14 protein-coding genes are annotated in these 15,824 nt (G+C 62.5%); 7 read left to right on the top strand and 7 right to left on the bottom strand.

Features of this window, described 5'->3' with window-relative positions:
* Positions 1 to 10: 10 nt before the first annotated feature.
* Entirely contained in the window at positions 11 to 406 is a 396-nt protein-coding gene (locus tag AC1RTB_RS22200) for a RidA family protein (RefSeq protein WP_492881028.1), read from the top strand.
* A gap of 2 nt (positions 407 to 408) precedes the next feature.
* Here AC1RTB_RS22200 and AC1RTB_RS22195 read toward each other — a convergent pair whose 3' ends face one another.
* Positions 409 to 1,119: a nitroreductase gene (locus tag AC1RTB_RS22195; protein ID WP_492881027.1), complete on the bottom strand. Its 711-nt coding sequence runs from the start codon at positions 1,117 to 1,119 to the stop codon at positions 409 to 411.
* A gap of 181 nt (positions 1,120 to 1,300) precedes the next feature.
* Between AC1RTB_RS22195 and AC1RTB_RS22190 the strand changes: the two genes are divergently transcribed.
* The 6 genes from AC1RTB_RS22190 (at position 1,301) to AC1RTB_RS22165 (ending at position 9,551) form a co-directional block, all read left to right on the top strand.
* The gene (locus AC1RTB_RS22190; RefSeq protein ID WP_492881026.1) at positions 1,301 to 1,894 is read left to right on the top strand and encodes a helix-turn-helix domain-containing protein; all 594 of its coding nucleotides are present in this window, start codon (positions 1,301 to 1,303) and stop codon (positions 1,892 to 1,894) included.
* A gap of 20 nt (positions 1,895 to 1,914) precedes the next feature.
* Complete coding sequence (locus AC1RTB_RS22185) at positions 1,915 to 4,368, top strand: GcvT family protein (RefSeq protein WP_492881025.1); 2,454 nt, start codon at positions 1,915 to 1,917, stop codon at positions 4,366 to 4,368.
* The gene (locus AC1RTB_RS22180) at positions 4,368 to 5,054 is read left to right on the top strand and encodes an HAD-IA family hydrolase (RefSeq protein WP_492881024.1); all 687 of its coding nucleotides are present in this window, start codon (positions 4,368 to 4,370) and stop codon (positions 5,052 to 5,054) included. The genes AC1RTB_RS22185 and AC1RTB_RS22180 overlap by 1 nt, the downstream gene beginning before the upstream one ends.
* Before the next feature lies 1 nt (position 5,055).
* Positions 5,056 to 6,237 (top strand): pyridoxal phosphate-dependent aminotransferase, encoded by a 1,182-nt coding sequence (locus AC1RTB_RS22175; RefSeq protein ID WP_492881023.1) that lies wholly within the window; start codon positions 5,056 to 5,058, stop codon positions 6,235 to 6,237.
* Complete coding sequence (locus tag AC1RTB_RS22170; protein ID WP_492881022.1) at positions 6,234 to 8,678, top strand: GcvT family protein; 2,445 nt, start codon at positions 6,234 to 6,236, stop codon at positions 8,676 to 8,678. Before AC1RTB_RS22175 ends, AC1RTB_RS22170 begins: the two co-directional genes overlap by 4 nt.
* A gap of 69 nt (positions 8,679 to 8,747) precedes the next feature.
* A complete protein-coding gene (locus AC1RTB_RS22165; RefSeq protein WP_492881021.1) occupies positions 8,748 to 9,551 on the top strand; it encodes a creatininase family protein in 804 nt (267 codons plus the stop codon).
* Here the strand turns inward: AC1RTB_RS22165 and AC1RTB_RS22160 are convergent.
* The 6 genes from AC1RTB_RS22160 to rhaS all read right to left on the bottom strand — a co-directional run bounded on the left by AC1RTB_RS22160 (position 9,548) and on the right by rhaS (position 15,824).
* Positions 9,548 to 10,915: an FGGY-family carbohydrate kinase gene (locus tag AC1RTB_RS22160; RefSeq protein WP_492881020.1), complete on the bottom strand. Its 1,368-nt coding sequence runs from the start codon at positions 10,913 to 10,915 to the stop codon at positions 9,548 to 9,550. The two genes, AC1RTB_RS22165 and AC1RTB_RS22160, sit on opposite strands and share 4 nt — an antisense overlap.
* The gene (gene rhaM / locus AC1RTB_RS22155) at positions 10,912 to 11,232 is read right to left on the bottom strand and encodes an L-rhamnose mutarotase (protein ID WP_492881019.1); all 321 of its coding nucleotides are present in this window, start codon (positions 11,230 to 11,232) and stop codon (positions 10,912 to 10,914) included. Before rhaM ends, AC1RTB_RS22160 begins: the two co-directional genes overlap by 4 nt.
* Positions 11,229 to 12,239, bottom strand: a complete 1,011-nt coding sequence (locus AC1RTB_RS22150; protein WP_492881018.1) for an ABC transporter permease — start codon at positions 12,237 to 12,239, stop codon at positions 11,229 to 11,231. Before AC1RTB_RS22150 ends, rhaM begins: the two co-directional genes overlap by 4 nt.
* Positions 12,236 to 13,213: an ABC transporter permease gene (locus tag AC1RTB_RS22145; RefSeq protein WP_492881017.1), complete on the bottom strand. Its 978-nt coding sequence runs from the start codon at positions 13,211 to 13,213 to the stop codon at positions 12,236 to 12,238. The genes AC1RTB_RS22150 and AC1RTB_RS22145 overlap by 4 nt, the downstream gene beginning before the upstream one ends.
* Positions 13,210 to 14,751: a sugar ABC transporter ATP-binding protein gene (locus tag AC1RTB_RS22140; RefSeq protein WP_492881016.1), complete on the bottom strand. Its 1,542-nt coding sequence runs from the start codon at positions 14,749 to 14,751 to the stop codon at positions 13,210 to 13,212. Before AC1RTB_RS22140 ends, AC1RTB_RS22145 begins: the two co-directional genes overlap by 4 nt.
* Positions 14,752 to 14,828: 77 nt before the next feature.
* Positions 14,829 to 15,824 (bottom strand): rhamnose ABC transporter substrate-binding protein, encoded by a 996-nt coding sequence (gene rhaS, locus AC1RTB_RS22135; protein ID WP_492881015.1) that lies wholly within the window; start codon positions 15,822 to 15,824, stop codon positions 14,829 to 14,831.

The raw sequence follows: 15,824 nt of genomic DNA, 5'->3' as shown, positions 1-15,824 counted from the left end.
GGAAACGACGATGGAATTCATCAATTCGCCCGAGGCCAAGGCACTCAAACTGCCGTTCAGCCAGGCCGTGCGTGTCGGCGATATTCTTTATCTCTCGGGCGCGCTCGGCAACCGCCCGGGAACACTCGAACTCGTGTCCGGCGGGATGGAAGCGGAAGCGCGCCAGACGATGGAGAACATCGGTGCAATTCTGAGGGAAAACGGGCTCGATTTCACCGACCTGTTTAAATGCACTGTCATGCTGGCCGATATGGCCAAATGGCCCGACTTCAACAAGGTCTATGTCAGCTATTTCGATACAGGCCGCCTGCCGGCACGCTCAGCATTTGGTGTGAACGGCCTGGCACTTGGCGCGCAGGTCGAAATGGAATGCTGCGCTTATATCGGCAAACGAACGGGCCCCTGACCTTATTTCAGGAACTGCACCCACTCGTCGAGTGGCGCACGGTCGGTACGGAACGTGCTCTCCGGCTTGGAGGTGTCCTCGTGGCCGAGCGCCATGCCGCAGACCACGACTTCCTCCTCGGGAATGCCGAGCACCGGCCTGATCTGGCGGTGATAGGGCGCGAACGCCGCCTGCGGACAAGTGTGCAGGCCCCGCGCCCGCGCCGCGATCATGATGTTCTGCAAGAACATGCCGTAGTCGATCCACGAGCCCTGGTTGAGCCGGCGATCGATGGTGAAGATCATGCCGACGGGCGCATCGAAGAACACGAAGTTGCGATCGTGCTGGGCGCGCATGCGGTCGACGTCGCGCCGGCCGATGCCGAGTGCGCTGTAGAGCCCGAAGCCGTTGGCGCGGCGACGACCGAGATAAGGCTCGAAAAACTGGTCGGGGTAATATTTGTACTCGTCCCAGACAGCCTTTTCGGCGCGCACACCTGAATTCAGGATCACATCGCCGATACGCTGCTGGGTCTCGCCGGAGGTCACATAGACCTTCCACGGCTGCATATTGGTGCCCGAGGGCGCACGCGCGGCAACGTCGAGGATGTCGCGAATGACAGCATCGTCGATGGGAGTCGGCAAAAAGGCGCGCACGGAGCGACGCGAAATGATTGCCTCGTCAACGATATCGGTCTCGTCGAACTTTTGCGGTTTTTGGTCCGGTGCCAGCATCAGCTGTCCCTATGGCATCGATCTTGTCGGAACGCCCCTCACCGCCCGTCCGAACCGAGCCTTTGCACTCTCGCCAAGAGTCTCGCAAGAGAAACTTGCTGTTTCATGAAAATGCGCTTGAAATTTTCACAGAGATGCCATCTCATGAAATCTGACGATAAAATTTCACGAGAGAACTCGATTGAGTCCCATAACCACCTTGGCGCGTAAGGAAAGCGACATTGCCAGCGGCCTGCTCGCCAACGATTTGCGCGCATTGCGCAAGTCGCGTGGCCTGACGCTGACCGAAATTGCCTTGAAACTCGGACGCTCAGTCGGCTGGGTCAGCCAGGTCGAGCGCGGACTGTCGATACCCTCGATCGGCGACCTCAGGGCTTTCGCCGAGCTGTTCGGCGTGCCGGTCAGCCTGTTCTTCGCCCATGAAGCACCTGTGGAAGCCGAGCGCGGCGTGATCGTTCGTGCCGGCCGCCGCCGCACGCTTGGCACAAGCGATTCCGGCTTGGTAGAAGAGCTCTTGTCGCCCGATCTCGGCGGAAGTTTCGAGATGCTGCGCTCGATCTTCGCACCGGGCGCCGAGTTGCGCGAACCGGCATCGCGGCCGACCGAAGAAGCCGGTTACGTCGTTTCGGGCAGCTTCGACATCGAGATTGACGGCACGTGGCACAGGCTGGGCGCAGGCGACAGCTTTCGCTTCGACCACAAGCCGTTCCGGTGGAGGAACCCGGGATTTGTGCCAGCGGTGGTCATCTGGGTCGTATCGCCACCCGTCTATTGATCGCACGCAGGGAGGAAGAGATGGCTGATTTGCCGAGCACGGCGCGCGTTGTGATCATCGGCGGAGGCGCGGTTGGCGTGTCTTCGCTCTATCATCTCGCCAAGGCCGGCTGGACCGACTGCGTGCTGCTTGAAAAGAACGAGCTGACCTCCGGTTCAACCTGGCATGCAGCCGGCAACGTACCGACCTTCTCGTCGTCCTGGTCGCTGATGAACATGCAGCGCTATTCGACCGAGCTTTATCGCGGGCTGGCAGACGAAGTCGACTACCCCATGAACTACCACGTCACCGGCTCGCTGCGCCTCGCCCACAGCAAGGCGCGCATGCAGGAGTTCCAGCGCGCCAAGGGTATGGGCCGCTACCAGGGCATGGACATCGAGATCGTCGGTGTCGACGATATCAAGCCGCGTTACCCCTTCATCGAAACGCATGAATTGAAGGGCGCGCTCTATGACCCGAACGACGGCGACATCGACCCGGCCCAGCTGACCCAGGCGCTGGCCAAGGGCGCGCGCGACATGGGCGCCAGGATCATCCGCTTCTGTCCGGTGATATCGGTACGCCGCGAGAACGACGAATGGGTCGTGGTCACCGCGCAAGGCGAGATCCGCTGCGAAAAAGTGGTCAACGCTGCAGGCTATCGCGCCGCCGAGGTTGGCAAGATGTTCGGCCGCGACGTGCCGATGATGGTGATGAGCCATCAATACATCCTGTTCGATGAAATCCCCGAACTGGCCGCGTGGTCGCGCGAAGCGGGCAAAAAACTGCCGCTGCTGCGCGACGTCGATACCTCCTACTATCTGCGCCAGGAAAAGAACGGCATGAATCTCGGCCCCTATGAGCGCAACTGCCGCGCGCACTGGGCGACACCCGGCGATGCGATGCCTGCGGATTTCTCCTTCCAGCTCTATCCTGACGATCTCGACCGGCTCGAGCACTATCTCAACGACGCCATCGCGCGTGTGCCTATCCTCGGCACCGCCGGCCTGTCCAAGGTCATCAACGGGCCGATCCCCTATGCGCCTGATGGCAACCCGCTGATCGGGCCGATGCCGGGCGTTCCCAATGCCTTCGAGGCCTGCGTGTTCACCTTCGGCATCGCCCAGGCAGGCGGTGCCGGCAAAGTGCTGGCCGAATGGGTGACCAAGGGCGAGACCGAATGGGACATGTGGTCGTGCGACCCGCGCCGCTTCACGTCCTTCGCTTCTGCCCCCGACTATGCCGTTGCCAAGGGCATGGAGGTCTATGGCCACGAATACGCCATCCACTTCCCCAGGCATGCCTGGCCGGCGGGGCGTAACCGCAAGCTTTCGCCGATCCACGACCGGATCGCAGCACTCGGCGCGCAGTTCAATGCTTACAATGGCTGGGAGCGCGCTACATGGTACGCCAAGCCGGGCGACGACCTGTCTGAGGAATCGACACAGACTTTTGCCCGCTCAGGCCCATGGGAAAAGCACATCCGCGAGGAATGCCTTGCCGTGCGCGATGCCGCCGGCATTCTCGACCTGCCCGGCTTCTCGCGTTTCCGCCTGCACGGGCCAGGATCACGCGCCTGGCTCGCGACCATGATCACCGGCGTTGTCCCCAGGCCAGGCAAGATCGGCCTTGGCTATTTCGCAGACAATGCCGGCCGCATCGTCACCGAAATGTCGATCCTGGCGCTGGACGAGGACTATTTCGTCCTGATCACAGCAGCCGTGGCCGAATGGCACGATTTCGAGTGGCTGCGGAAACACCTGCCCGAAGCTTCTGAAATCGCCGTCGAAAACGCCACTGAAAGCTTGTCGTGCCAAATCCTTGCGGGTCCCAATACGCGCAAGATCCTGGCGCAGGTCACAGAGGCTGACCTGACGCTGCCCTGGCTTTCGCACCAGTCATGTCACATCGCGGGCCGCTGGTGCCAACTCGTGCGCGTCTCCTTTGCGGGCGAACTCGGCTGGGAAATCCACACCAAGGTCGAGGATACGGCGGCGATCTTCGACGCCGTCTGGGCAGCGGGCCAGAAGCACGGCCTAAAACCCTTCGGCATGTTCGCGCTCGACGCGCTCCGGCTCGAAAAAGGCTATCGCGCCTGGAAGGGCGATTTGTCGACCGACTACACCATTCTGCAAGGCGGACTCGAGCGCTTCGTCAAATGGGACAAGCCGGAATTTCGCGGCAAGACAGCCCTGCTCAGCGAAAAGCAGCAGGGGGTGAAGAAGCGTTTCGTCACGTTGGTGATCGACAACCCGGGCGATTGCGACGCGCCCTATATGTCGACGCTCTGGCACGACGGTGTGATCGTCGGCGAGACCACGTCAGGAGGTTGGGGCTACAGGGTGGACAAATCAATTGCGCTGGGCATGCTGCGGGCCGATCTGGCCGCGCCCGGCACCAATGTGGAAGTCGAGATTTTCGGCGAGCGTTTCAAGGCGACGGTCCAGGAAGACAAGCCCTTGTGGGATCCCGAAAACGAAAGGCTACGCTCCTAATGACCCTTCCCTTCCCCGATCGAGCCTTTGGCGCCTTCATGTTCGACATGGACGGCACGATCCTGAGCTCGATCGCCTCCACCGAACGCGTCTGGACCGCCTGGGCGATCAAACACGGGCTCGACGTCAAAACCTTCCTGCCGACCATTCACGGCGTTCGGGCGTACGAGACGATTTCCCGGCTGAACCTTCCGGGCATCGATCTGATGACCGAGATCGAGGAGTTGACGCAGGCCGAATTCGACGACGTCGACGGCATCGAACCCATCCACGGCGCATCCAACTTCCTCAACGCGCTGCCCACCGAACGCTGGGCGATCGTGACCTCGGCGCCCCGCAGGCTGGCGATCCGCAGGCTTGAAGCAGCCGGCCTGCCCATTCCGCGACTGATGGTAACAGGTGAAGACGTTGCCAACGGCAAGCCTGCGCCTGACTGCTTCCTGCTTGGCGCCGAGCGGCTCGGCCACAAGCCACAGGACTGCCTGGTGTTCGAGGATGCGCCGGCCGGTATCCGCGCAGCCGAGGCTGCGGGCGCGCAGGTGCTGGTCATAACCGCCACGCACAATCATGCCGGTGGCACACCCCATCCTTCTGTTTCTGGCTACGGCGCGCTGACGCCCCGACTCGACAGTTCCAGCAGGCTGACGCTCGCCCGTCTTGCGACCCTCATGGACGTGGGAGCCTGACATGCCAAAACCCTCATCGCGCATTTCCGGCATCGTTCCATCTGGCAAGGATGGTTGGGAGGTGCATTTCGCCGCCATGACGCGCCAGCAGGCTGGCGAAGACATCATCATGCTGTCGGTCGGCGACCATGACTTCGACACGCCCGCCGAGACTGTCGAAGCTTGCGTCGCTGCGGTTCGTGCCGGCCACCACCATTACACCCAGCTTCCCGGCCTGCCGCGGCTGCGTGCCGCGATGGCCAGGATTTCGACCCGCTGCACCGGCCTCGACACCGCCCTTTCCGAAATCATCGCCACGCCGGGCGGCCAGGCCGCCCTCTACGCGGCGGTGCAGGCAACGCATGATCCGGGCGACCACGCCATCGTCGTTGCGCCCTATTACGCCACCTACCCCGGCACCTTCCGTGCTGCCGGCGCCAGCTACACCGTTGTCGAAGCGCAAGCCGCTGACGGCTTCCAGCCGCGTGCTGCCGACATCGAAAAGGCGCTCAAGCTCAACACGCGCTCGATCCTCATCAACACGCCGAACAATCCGACAGGCGCTGTCTATTCGCGCAAATGCCTGGAAGACATCGCCGAGCTTTGCATCCGCCGCGACCTTTGGCTGCTGTCGGACGAGGTCTACTGGACCTTAGGCGGCGGCGAACACGTCTCGCCGCGAGCCCTGCCCGGCATGGCCGAGCGCACGCTGGTCATCAACTCGATGTCGAAAAGCCACGGCATGACCGGCTGGCGCATCGGCTGGCTGACCGCCCCGGCCGACCTCGTTTCGCTGGTCATCAACCTCAACCTCGTCACCACCTACGGCCTGACCGATTTCGTCAGCCGTGCCGCCATCGAGGCGCTGGAAAACGATTACGGCGTCGAAAAGATCGCCAAAACCTATGCCGACCGCCGCAATCTGTTCCTCAACGAGGTGCGCGGGCTCAACAACGTCACCGTTCGCGGTTCCGAGGGCGGCATGTATGTCATGCTCGACATCAGTGCCATCGAGCCCGACTGCGAGAAGTTCGCCTGGGATCTGCTCGATTCAGAAAAGGTCGCTGTCATGCCGGGCGCAAGCTTCGGCGACGCCGCCGCCGGCCACATTCGCATCAGCCTTTGCCAGCCCGACGACGTGCTCAAGGAGGCCGCCGGCCGCCTCAGGCGCTTCGCCACCAGCTACGAGAGATCAGCTGCATGACCGAACTTCCCGCCCGTGCCCGCGCCGTCATCATCGGCGGCGGTGCGTCAGGCTGCTCCGTCGCCTACCACCTGGCGAAACTGGGCTGGACCGACATCGTGCTTCTGGAGCGCAAGCAGCTCACCTCAGGCACGACATGGCATGCGGCGGGATTGATCGGGCAACTACGCGCCTCGCAGAATATGACGCGGCTGGCGAAATACTCCGCTGACCTCTACGTCAAGCTCGAGGCCGAAACCGGTGTGGCCACCGGCATGCGCCAGGTAGGCTCCATCACGGTGGCGCTGACCGAGGAACGCAAGCACGAGATCTACCGGCAGGCGTCATTGGCACGCGCGTTCAATGTCGACGTGCGCGAGATTTCGCCCAACGAAGTCAAGGAGATGTACCCGCATCTCAACGTGTCTGACGTCGTTGGCGCGGTGCACCTGCCGCTCGACGGCCAGTGCGACCCGGCGAATATCGCCATGGCGCTGGCCAAGGGTGCACGCCAGCGCGGCGCCAGGATTGTCGAGAACGTCAAGGTCACCAAGGTCCACACCAGGGATGGCCGCGTCTCGGGTGTCTCTTGGGCGCAAGGCGGCGAGCAAGGCACCATCGAGACAGACATTGTCATCAACTGCGCCGGCATGTGGACACGTGAGTTGGGCGCCCAGAACGGCGTCACGATCCCGCTGCACGCCTGCGAGCATTTTTACCTCGTCACCGAGGCCATCCCCGGCCTTGGTCGCCTGCCCGTTCTGCGCGTACCCGACGAGTGTGCCTACTACAAGGAAGACGCCGGCAAGATGATGCTCGGCGCCTTCGAGCCGGTCGCCAAGCCCTGGGGCATGGACGGCATCCGCGAGGATTTCTGCTTCGACCAGTTGCCCGAAGACATGGACCATTTCGCGCCGATCCTCGAAATGGGCGTGAACCGCATGCCGATGCTCGAAACGGCCGGCATCCATACCTTCTTCAACGGCCCCGAAAGTTTTACGCCCGACGACCGCTACTACCTCGGCGAAGCCCCTGAACTCGGCGGCTATTGGGTCGCGGCCGGCTACAATTCGATCGGCATCGTCTCGTCAGGCGGTGCCGGCATGGCGCTGGCGCAGTGGATCCACGACGGCGAAGCGCCCTTCGACCTGTGGGAAGTCGATATCCGCCGCGCCCAGCCGTTCCAGAAGAACAGGCGTTATCTCAAGGAGCGGGTTTCCGAGACACTCGGCCTGCTTTACGCCGACCATTTTCCCTATCGCCAGATGGCGACTTCGCGAGGCGTGCGCCGCTCGCCCCTCCACGAGCATTTGAAAGCCCGGGGCGCCGTCTTCGGTGAAGTCGCCGGCTGGGAGCGCGCCAACTGGTTTGCCAAGCCTGGCCAGGAACGCGAGTATAAATATTCCTGGAAGCGGCAGAACTGGTTCGGCAACCAGCGCGACGAGCATCTGGCCGTTCGCAACGGCGTCGGCCTGTTCGATATGACCTCCTTCGGCAAGATCAGGGTCGAAGGCCGCGACGCGCTCACCTTCCTCCAGAAACTCTGCGCCAACGATATGGACGTCGCGCCAGGCAAGATCGTCTATACCCAGATGCTGAATGCGCGCGGCGGCATTGAGAGCGACCTGACCGTCACGCGGCTTTCGCCAACCGCCTTCTTAGCCGTTGTGCCGAGCGCAACGCTCCAACGCGATCTTGCCTGGTTTCGCAAACATCTGGCCGACGAATTCGTCGTCATCACCGATGTGACGGCTTCCGAAAGCGTGCTCTGCTTGATGGGACCGAGATCGCGCGAGCTGATCCAGAAAGTCAGCCCCAACGATTTTTCCAACGAAAACAACCCGTTCGGAACGTTTCAGGAGATCGAGATCGGCATGGGCTTGGCCCGCGCTCATCGCGTCACCTATGTCGGTGAACTCGGCTGGGAACTTTATGTCTCCACCGATCAGGCCGCGCACGTCTTCGAAGCCATTGAGGACGCCGGCGCCGACATTGGGTTGAAACTTTGCGGCCTGCACACGCTCGATTCTTGCCGCATCGAAAAGGCTTTCCGCCATTTTGGTCACGACATCACCGACGAGGATCACGTGCTCGAAGCCGGCCTCGGCTTTGCCGTGAAGACGGCAAAGGGCGATTTCCTTGGCCGAGATGCCGTGCTGCGCAAGAAGGAATCGGGTCTTGGCCGCCGCCTCGTCCAGTTCCGCCTCACCGATCCCGAGCCGCTGCTGTTCCATAACGAGGCCATTGTCCGCGACGGCAAGATCGTCGGCACGATCACCTCGGGCAATTACGGCCACCATCTCGGCGGCGCCATCGGCCTCGGCTATGTCCCCTGCACCAACGAAACCGAAGCCGACGTGCTTGGCTCGTCCTACGAGATCGAGATCGCCGGCGAACGGTTCGGGGCGGCAGCCTCGCTCAAGCCGATGTACGATCCCAAGTCCGAGCGCGTGCGGATGTAGCCACCCCTTACAAAATGGGCCGCGCTGACATATTCAGTCCAAGGCGAGTTTGAGCGGCGAGGCCTGATTGTGACGAAACAGAAGCGACGCATCTGGTGGGGCGACTTCAAGGCGGCCGACTTTGCGTCGATCGATCCTGAAAAGACAATCGCCGTCATCCCCCTCGCCGCCATCGAGCAGCACGGCCCGCATCTGCCTGTTTCGACCGACCTGACGATCATGGAAGGCATGCTGGCAGAGGTTTTTGCCCGGTTGCCAGAAGCTCTCGACGCTCGTTTCCTGCCCATCCAGGCTGCCGGCAAATCCGACGAGCATATCCATGCACCGGGTACGCTCAGCCTGCCGGCAAACATGCTGGTCGATGCCTGGACCGAGCTCGGCGCCTCCGCTGCCCGCGCCGGCGTGCGAAAATTTGTCTTTCTGACATCCCATGGCGGCAATGAAGAGGTGATGGGCATCGTCTCGCGCGAACTGCGCGTGCGCTTCGACGCCCTGTCTGTGCGGTCGAGCTGGGGCCGCTTCGGCCATCCCGACGGTCTTTATCCGCCGCGCGAGATCCAGCTCGGCATCCATGGCGGCGATGTCGAGACATCGCTGATGCTGCATTTCCGTCCCGATTTGGTCGACATGGCGAAAGCCGAAGATTTCACCTCGAGCTTTGCCCTAGCCGAGAGCGAATTCGAGCTGTTGCGCCCGCACGGCCCGCACGGTTTTTCCTGGATTGCCGACGATCTCAACCCGCATGGGGTGGTCGGCAACGCTGCAATCGCCACCGCCGAAAAAGGCCGCCTCACAGCTGGCCATCAGGCCGAAAGTTTCGTCCGTCTGCTGCAGGACATCCGCAAGGCGAAGCTATCGGAGTGGCTGAGCTAACCGACCAGCGCCCGCCAGGCCTCGAAATAGTCGCGCAACGATCCGTTGGCCGTTGCTTCCACAGCCCGGAAAGCAGGCTGGCGAACCGCGTCGGGCGCTGCCAGCAGCGCCGCGCCCAGGCTGGTGCCCGTAGCACTACCGGAACCGGAGAGCACGTTGCGGCCGGTGGCTGCGGCAAGCATGGCGCAATAGATACGGTTTTTCGCAAACGGCCCCTCGACGATCACCGGCCCGCCCGCACCGGTCAGCTCCAAACAGATCGCCGTCATCATGGCCAGATAGAGCGACACCGCAGCGAAGCGTTCGGCCGGCGAGCGCGCCTCGCCCAACCAGGAAGATTGCCGCTGTGGAAACGGCCCGGATCCCTGCTGGACCGATGGCATCAACATCACCCCGCCTGCGAGAACGGCCGTGAGATCGGCATCGTCGCAATCCTCCCTGCCCGGTTCGACCAGCAGGGAAAATTCGCGCCCGCCCATGAAGCGCGCCGAAGCCACAGGATCGCCGAGCGCGTTGACGTTGATCAGGCAGTCACGCTCAGGATCGAGGTTTTGCGGCGCACCGCCGACTGAAAGCACGACGACCCATGTGCCTGTCGACACCACCGAAAACGGTGCCGCTTGCTGGAGCAGGTGCGGATAGAGCGAGGCGTTTGAATCGTGGATGCCGCAGAATACGGGCGTGTCTTGAGGTATGCCGATTTCCTCGGCCAGGTCCGGCAGGACAGTGCCGAGGAAATCGCCTGCCTTGCGCACCGGCGCCATGCGTCCGCGCCAGCCCATCCGGTCGATCAGGCTCGACCATGTCCCCTCAGCCGGCCGCCAAAGATCGGTGTGGCAGCCCAGCGACGTCGTCTCATTGGCAAGCACGCCGCACAGGCGGAACGCCCAATATTGGGGATAGGTGACGATCATTGAAACCAGCGCGAATTCTCTAGGAAATGCCGTGGCTTGCCAGAACAATTGCGCGCCGAGATTGAGCCCCAGCGGCAGGCGCGGCGTGCCGGTTTCGGCAAAAGGCGGGCGCGCGATGTCGTAATCCGCCGCAAGGCTGTCGGGACCATCATGCTCGTAGTCGAGCACCGGCATGGCAAGCGAGCCATCGGCGGCAAGAAGCGCGGCTGTGGCGCCATGCGTTGTCACCGAAATCGCGTCGATCGGACGCTCGCCATGGAGCTCGGCCAGGCTCTGCTTGACGAAACCCCACAGCGCCTCGCAATCGAAATGCGGATAGATGCCGTGGCGGACCACGACATTGGGCGTGCGGCGAACGGCGATTTCCGACAGCGTTTCGAGGTCGACCAGCGCCACCTTGGCGTTGGTCTTGCCGATGTCGATGACGGCGACGGTGCGAGGCCTGGTCATTTCATATGGAAGACGGTTTGCAGCGGCACCGAGAGCGGCTCGTTGTCCGCATTGGTCGCCATGATGTCCGCCATATGCGCCCACCAGCGTTTCATGACGGGATGGTCTGGCAGCGCGTCCATGGTGTGGTCCGCGCGGCGCCACAACACGCCGAAGAGCGTGTTGGTCTCCTCGTCGAGATGGATCGAATAGTCGGAAACGCCGGCATCTCTAAGCAGCGTCACCAACTCCGGCCAGATCTCGTCATGGCGCTTGATGTACTCGGCCTTCATGCCTGCCTTAAGCTGCATCTTGAAGGCATGTTTCTCGGCATTCATGCCACACGCCCCCTGCTGAAGCGGCCCCAAAGGATCGGCAGCGCGATGACAAGGATCAACAGCAGGCCGATGAAGATTGACATGACGATGCCTGGCACGTTGAGCAGGCCAAGGCCGAAGGTGACCAGCCCCATGATCAGCGCTGCCAGCACCACGCCCAAGATGCTGCCGGCACCGCCGAGGATGCTGACACCGCCGAGCACCACCATGGTGATGACTTCGAGTTCATAGCCCTGCGCGATCGACGGACGCGTCGAGCCGAGCCGGGAGGTGATCAAAACCGCCGCGATGCCCGACATCAGACCGGTAAGGCAAAACAGCACGAACTTGATGCGCCCGACGCGCACGCCGGAAAACTGTGCGGCGACCGCATTGTTGCCGATGGCAAAGATGTGCCGGCCAAAACTCGTCCGATGTAGCACGAACCAGTAGACGGCGGCGGCAAGCACAAAGAGAGCGAGTTCGAACGACACCACCCACCAGACATAACCCTGGCCAAAGAACGCGAAGGACGCGGGATAGCCCTTGTAGGCCTGGTCGCCGAGGATGATGAAAGCTGTGCCGCGAAACAGGCTCATCGTGCCAATGGTGACGACGATCGACGGCAAGCCAAGGCCGGTGACCAGCAGACCGTTGAAGGCGCCGCAGACGAGCCCAACGCCGACGCCGATCAGCACAAGGCCTGGCGTATCGACACCGACCTGCGCCGCCATGCCCATCATGGTCGAGGCGAGTGCGATGATCGCCGCCACCGACAAGTCGATCTCGCCAGAAATGATGAGCAGCGCCATGGCGAGCGCGATCAGGCCCTTTTCGGTGAAATTGAAGGTGAGGTCGGAGAGCGACCAGACGTCGAGGAAATAAGGCGAGGCAAAGCTATTGACGATGAAGATCGCAACGGCGACTGCTACCAGCAGCGCCTCCCACGAGAAGATCGCCGAACGCAGCGGCTTGTCGAGCCGATCGGGGATGCGCCGTGGCGTGGGTGTGGTGTCGGTCGCGCTCATGCCGCTTCCGCCTTCCTCAGGATGATACGGCCCTGCTTGCGCTCGCCGCGCGCGTTGAGCACCACCGCAAGCAGGATGGCGCTGCCCGAGATCGCCATCTGCCAGAAGGGCGAAACGTTGATGACCGGAAGTGCCGTCGAGATGATGCCGAGGAACAGCGCCCCGAGCACGGCACCCGCGACCGAGCCGATGCCGCCGGCGATCGAAATGCCGCCGATGACGCAGGCCGCGATGATGTTGAGCTCATAGCCATTGGCGACCTCGACCGAGGCGATGACGTAGCGTGAAATCCAGAGATAGCCGCACAGGCCTGCGACCGCGCCCGAAATGCAGAAGGCGAGGAACTTGGTGCGGCCGACATCGATGCCGGCATAGACCGAGGCCGTCGGATTGACGCCGATGGCATAAAGCGAGCGGCCGACCGAAGTCCTGGTCATCAACACGAAGAACAGGGCAATGACAACGATGGCGATCCACGACAGCACTGGCACGCCGAGCATTTGCATGCGCTGCAACCCGACAAAGGCCGGGCTCATCTGGTCGGCATTGACCCAGGCACCGCCCGAAATCAGGAAGGTGGCACCGCGATAGATGGTGAGCGTGCCGAGCGTGACCACGATCGGCGGAATGCCGAGTTTCCACACCAGCAGGCCGTTGAGCGCGCCGAGCAGCAGGCCGACGCCGATGGCGACCAGCATCAGCAGCGGGATCGGAAATGCCGGGAAGGCGGCGTTGATCATCGCCACCACCATGCCGGTGAAAGCGAGGTTCGAGGCCATGGAAAGGTCGATAGAGCGCGTCAGGATGACGACCATCTGGCCAAGCGCCAGGATCATCAGGATCGAGGTGTCGTTGAAGACCGTTGCCAGATTGCCAGGCCGCGCAAAACCGGGGAAGCGGATCGAAATCAGCACGACGAGTGCCGCGATTGCCGCGAGCAGCCAGATCTCGCGATATCTTGCCAGCGTCTTCATGCGGCGATCCCCGCGGCAGCCTGCACCAGCGTCACGGCGTCGAGCGCTTTGTTGTCATAGACAGCGGCGATGCGGCCTTCGCGCATCACCACCACGCGGTCGGACATGCCAAGAATTTCAGGCAGCTCGGACGACACCATGATCACCGACAGCCCTTGCGCGACCAGCTCGGCCATGAAGGAATGAACGGCCGCCTTCGAGCCAATGTCGATGCCCTTGGTCGGCTCGTCGAGGATAATCACCTTGGGGTCGGTGGCGAGCCATTTGGCGATGACCACCTTCTGCTGATTGCCGCCCGACAGCGTGCCGACGTCCTGGCTGAGCGAGGATGCACGCAGGTCAAGCCGCTCGGTGTATTTGCGCGCCAGGGCGAATTCGTCTTTCAGCTGCAGCACGCCGGATTTCGAGGTGCGCTTGAGCGACGGCAGCGAGACGTTCTTGAAGATCGGCAAGCCGATGACGACACCTTGCTTGCCACGTTCCTCCGGAACGTAAACCACACCTGCCTCAATGGCTTCGGCAGCTGAGCGCGGCGCTACAGAAACGCCGTCCAGCGTCATGGTGCCCCGGCTCGTCCTAGTGATGCCGAAAATCGCGTGCATGAGCTCGCTGCGGCCAGCGCCGACGAGACCGTAGAAGCCGAGTATCTCGCCCTTGTGCAACTCGAAGCTGATGCCGTCGAATTCGGTGGGATGCGACAGGTCCGAAACACTCAGCACCGGCGCACCGATCTGCGGCTGGCGCTCCGGAAAAATGTGATCGACAGCGCGCCCGACCATCATCTTGACGATCTCGTTCTGGCTGGCGTCGGCGAGCATCCCCTCGCCGATCATCTCCCCATCGCGGAAGACGGTGTAGCGCTCGGCGATGCGGTAGATCTCATCGAACTTGTGGCTGATGAACAGGATCGCCTTGCCCTCGCGCTTAAGCAGCTCGATCAGCTCGAACAGATCCTCTATCTCCTTGGCAGAAAGAGCAGCGGTCGGCTCGTCCATGATGACGATCTGCGCGTCGATCGACATCGCGCGGGCGACTGCCACCAGATGTTTGTTGGCGATGCCAAGGTCCTTGAGGCGCGCGTCGGGATCGATATGGGCGGCCCCCATGCCCTTCAGCACCTCGCTTGCCCGGCTACGCATGGCGCGCCAGTCGATAGTGCCGAAGCGGGTCCGTGGCGCATGGCCCAGGAAGATGTTTTCCGCCACGGACAGATCGTCGAACAGCACGGTTTCCTGGTGGATCGCGGTGATACCTTGCTCGAAGGCGTCATGCGCGCTGGCGAGCGAAACCTGCCTGCCATCGACCGTGATGGTACCGGCATCGGGCCGGTAAATGCCTGTGAGAATCTTGACCAGAGTCGACTTGCCGGCACCGTTTTCGCCGATCAGCGCCGTCACCTGCCCCGGATAGAGCGACAGCCCTACATTGTGCAGCGCGCGCACACCCGGAAAAGTCTTGGTGACACCTGCGAGCGTCAGTCGCGGCGTTGCCGGATGATCGCGCATAGGCGTCTGGGTCGTGTGGGCTTTCGTGTCCATATCCGTCTCAGGCCCTGTGGCAGGTCTGGGGAAAGGCGCGGCGGGACAAGTGCCCCGCCGGCCATGACGTTCCGGGATCAATAGATCTTCGAGAACTCTTCGATGTTCTTCTTGTCGAAGGTGAAGGGTGCGGCCATCGGTGCCGAGTTGGTGTCATCGAGCGTGACTTCACCGACGCGGCCGATCGAAAGCTTGGCGCCCGGCTTTGCTTCCATCTTCTTCACCGCCAGGTCATGGGCGAGATAGATGGCGGAGTAGCCGAGGTCGATCGGGTTCCACAAAGCGACCGCCTGCGAAGCGCCGTTGTCGATGAACTTCTTGAACTCGGACGGCAGAGCCAAACCGGTCACATTCACCTTGCCGATCAGGTTTTCGTCGGTGACGACCTGGGCGGCGGCAACGACGCCGACTGTGGTCGGCGCGATGATCGCCTTGAGGTTCGGGTAAGACTTGAGCAGGCCCTTGGCTTCGTCGGTGCTCTTGGCCGAGTCGTCATCGCCATAGACGGTGGCGACGAGATTGATCTTGGGGAACTTCTCCGGCAGCGCCTTCTTGGCCGCCTCGATCCAGGCATTCTGGTTGGTCGCGGTCGAGGATGCCGACAGGATGGCAACGTCGCCGCCCTCCGGCAGGTAGTCGGCGGCGAGCTTAATGATGGTCTCGCCGATCAGATTGGTGTCGGACGGGTTGAGGTGGACCTGACGGCCTTCGGGCGCGACGCCCGAATCCCAGGAGATCACAGTGATGCCACGTTCCATTGCCTTCTTGAGAGCCGGCACCAGCGCGTCGGCGTCATTGGCGGAAATGGCGATGGCATTGACCTTCTGGGCGATCAAAGCGTTGATCACCTCGATCTGCGCTTCCGCGGTGGCCTTGGTCGGGCCGGTGTAGATCACCTCGACATCGCCGAGCTCCTTGGCCGCCTCTTGCGCGCCCTTGTTGGCGGCGTCGAAGAAGCCGTTGCCGAGCGACTTCACCACCAGGGCGATCTTGACGTTTTCGGCATGCGCGGCAGTCGCGAACATGGCGGCCGACAATGCTGCGGCGACCATCAGTTTCCTTAGAATGCTCAT

It is taken from the genome of Aminobacter sp. GW821-FHT11F06, assembly GCF_058808215.1.
This window is presented reverse-complemented; position numbering and strand designations above follow the sequence as displayed.

Excerpts from the sequence above, each read along its gene's own strand:
- AC1RTB_RS22195 (WP_492881027.1), bottom strand. The coding sequence starts at position 1,119 with ATGCTGGCACCGGACCAAAAACCGCAAAAGTTCGACGAGACCGATATC.
- AC1RTB_RS22150 (WP_492881018.1), bottom strand. The coding sequence starts at position 12,239 with ATGAGCGCGACCGACACCACACCCACGCCACGGCGCATCCCCGATCGG.
- AC1RTB_RS22175 (WP_492881023.1), top strand. The coding sequence starts at position 5,056 with ATGCCAAAACCCTCATCGCGCATTTCCGGCATCGTTCCATCTGGCAAG.
- rhaM (WP_492881019.1), bottom strand. The coding sequence starts at position 11,232 with ATGAATGCCGAGAAACATGCCTTCAAGATGCAGCTTAAGGCAGGCATG.
- AC1RTB_RS22145 (WP_492881017.1), bottom strand. The coding sequence starts at position 13,213 with ATGAAGACGCTGGCAAGATATCGCGAGATCTGGCTGCTCGCGGCAATC.
- AC1RTB_RS22185 (WP_492881025.1), top strand. The coding sequence starts at position 1,915 with ATGGCTGATTTGCCGAGCACGGCGCGCGTTGTGATCATCGGCGGAGGC.
- rhaS (WP_492881015.1), bottom strand. The coding sequence starts at position 15,824 with ATGAGCATTCTAAGGAAACTGATGGTCGCCGCAGCATTGTCGGCCGCC.
- AC1RTB_RS22180 (WP_492881024.1), top strand. The coding sequence starts at position 4,368 with ATGACCCTTCCCTTCCCCGATCGAGCCTTTGGCGCCTTCATGTTCGAC.
- AC1RTB_RS22170 (WP_492881022.1), top strand. The coding sequence starts at position 6,234 with ATGACCGAACTTCCCGCCCGTGCCCGCGCCGTCATCATCGGCGGCGGT.
- AC1RTB_RS22140 (WP_492881016.1), bottom strand. The coding sequence starts at position 14,751 with ATGGACACGAAAGCCCACACGACCCAGACGCCTATGCGCGATCATCCG.
- AC1RTB_RS22160 (WP_492881020.1), bottom strand. The coding sequence starts at position 10,915 with ATGACCAGGCCTCGCACCGTCGCCGTCATCGACATCGGCAAGACCAAC.
- AC1RTB_RS22200 (WP_492881028.1), top strand. The coding sequence starts at position 11 with ATGGAATTCATCAATTCGCCCGAGGCCAAGGCACTCAAACTGCCGTTC.